This window comes from Bacillus cereus group sp. MYBKT14-1 (assembly GCF_051915185.1).
Lineage (GTDB): Bacteria > Bacillota > Bacilli > Bacillales > Bacillaceae_G > Bacillus_A > Bacillus_A cereus.
This window is the reverse complement of sequence record NZ_JBQAEF010000043.1, coordinates 1-2415: the sequence shown is the minus strand read 5'-3', so window position 1 is coordinate 2415 and position 2415 is coordinate 1. Positions and strand designations below refer to the sequence as shown.

The window sequence follows — 2415 nt, the reverse complement described above, 5'->3', positions numbered from 1 at the left end:
TTCATCCTGAGCCAGGATCAAACTCTCCAATAAAGTTAGTTTGTCTAGCATCTAAAATAAAAATTGACGTTTCACGTTGTTTGTTTCGTTCAGTTTTCAAAGAACTACTTGATCGCTCATTTGCGACTTCCTTATGTTAACACTTTCGTTAATTGATGTCAACTAAGTTTTTTATTTCGTTTATCGCTTTCGACGTTAATGTCATCGGCGACTTGTCCTATATTACACCTCTATATAATAATAGTCAATATTAATCTTTCATTTTTTTTAAAAGATGAAAAAGACTCTCATACCCCCCTTTTATTTCTCATACATATCAATAAAATAACTGAAAGGAGTGTAGAACTTGTTCAATCCTTCTTTATTACACATCATAAGCTCCCATTCAAGAAGCCCACACTATCATAGGAAGTTTCCAATCATTCTATTTTAGAGTCCAAAAAGCGGTTGTACTTCTCTTGCTAAGTGGTTCTTTTACCAGATTGATTTATTACAAACCGCTCTAAGCTATAGTCCTTTCATTCATAATTATGAATATGATATATACAAAAGTACACCTGCCTATAGTGTACGACTAGGAGTAGCGTTACGAGAAAAACAAAAAGAAACTTTTAAACTTGTTCGTAACCCTTATAGGAGAGCAGTCAGTTCTTTCGTGTCCTTAATTGGACCTCCTTATATGGAAAATCCCCCAAAGGGATCTCATTTAAACAATTTTTATACTATCTATTTATGAAATGGGCTCACGCAAGTGATATTAACCCACATTTCACACAACAATATATAGCTGGTGAAGAAGAATATGTGACCAATTATATATACTTAGAAAACTTCGATCAGGAAATGAAAGAATTAGAAAAGCGTTTTGAATTAAAAACCGCACCAATAAATGAGTTCTCAACATCATGGCATCATCAAACTCCCGCCATGATTTATAAAGGGGATTTTAGCGAAGGCGATATTACTGACCCTTTATTTCCCCGTCACCCAACTTTTGAAAGCTTTTATGATACTGAATGTATACAACTTGTCCAAACAATATTTCAAAATGATTTCGACACATATAAATACAGCAAAGAATATCTATACTAACTTTAGTCTATTATCTTTGCTAAATAAAAAAGATACCCCATATATAAGGTATCTTTTTAACATTTCAATTATATAAATCATACTGTTTAGCAGTCTCTATTCTCCACCTTGTTTCCTTTTAATAGATTGCATAACTTTTGCTGGTCCGCCCATCCTACTCCGATTAAAACTAAACTTGCTCCCATTATTACTCTCCATGTCAGAGATTCATTTAATAGAATAATTGAAGTAACAATACTTATTAATGGTAATGCATTTAAATATAATCCGCTTACTGATGCTGAAACTCTCTCTAGCGCTTTATTCCAAAACCAATATGCTAAAATTGTTGCTCCAATAACAAGGTATATTACACTAAGTCCCGTTTTCCAAGTTTCAACCTTTGGAAGACCGTAATAAAAAATTTCTATCAGTGCAAACGGTAAGAGAATAACAGCTCCAATAATTAAAGTTAATGTTGTAAAAACCTCGTTTGATAAATACTGTTCTTGTTTTGGTCGTTTTAGCAAAACTGTGTAGAAAGCAAATAGAAAAGTACTTAATAATATTAGTATATCTCCTATTAAAGACACTTCTTGATTAGCACTTTTAGATGGAATCGTAATAAAGAGTACTCCTATAGCACCCAATATAATTCCTATCCAATAATTCAATCGAATTTTCTCTTTCAAAAAGAGTGCTGAAAAAAGAATTGTAACTAATGGTAATGCAGCATCTATAATACTCACATGTAATCCACTTGTTAAAGAAATGCCGTAGGATGTAAACATAAAATAACCAGCTACACCGGTAAAAGCTAACAAACTCATTCTTTTCCATGGAACTTTTTTATGTACAACTGATTTTTGTAATTCCTTAAATGAGAATAGCATACAAATTCCACCTGCAAAGAAAAGACGAATAAATAACAAAGTAAACGGCTGAATAGATTCTAACGCCCATTTTGTTGGCGCAATGGCTGTGCCCCATAATATAACAGCCACTAATAACATGCATATTTCTTTCATAATCCCCCACACCCATCAAAAATATATGTTAACTACCTTAATTATAGAATTTTTCTTATGTAAAGTCCTTTAAAAACACAAAAGGTTATGCAAAAAGAGCTATATTGCTATTTATCACATAACCTTTTTATATAAGATTACAAACATTCTTTTTACATCTGAACTATATTCTCATAAAGGTAATTCTTACCTTTATATTTAAAATAATAAAAATAAACACAAAAAAACCTAAGTCAAAATAACTTAGGTTCTTGCTTGGCGACGTCCTACTCTCACAGGGACAAGGTCCCAACTACCATCGGCGCTAGAGAGCTTA

At 32.3% G+C, this 2415-nt stretch carries 1 protein-coding gene and 1 pseudogene; one reads left to right on the top strand and one right to left on the bottom strand.

Going from position 1 to position 2415, the window contains the following annotated elements:
• The first annotated feature begins 346 nt into the window (after positions 1-346).
• Positions 347-1092: pseudogene (locus ACTFO4_RS30305) on the top strand (sulfotransferase family 2 domain-containing protein).
• A gap of 86 nt (positions 1093-1178) precedes the next feature.
• Here ACTFO4_RS30305 and ACTFO4_RS30300 read toward each other — a convergent pair.
• Complete coding sequence (locus tag ACTFO4_RS30300) at positions 1179-2099, bottom strand: DMT family transporter (RefSeq protein ID WP_017674607.1); 921 nt, start codon at positions 2097-2099, stop codon at positions 1179-1181.
• Between the last annotated feature and the right edge of the window lie 316 nt (positions 2100-2415).

Bases quoted from the DNA above. Each gene is read 5' to 3' on its own strand.
- ACTFO4_RS30300 (WP_017674607.1), bottom strand. From the start codon at position 2,099: ATGAAAGAAATATGCATGTTATTAGTGGCTGTTATATTATGGGGCACA.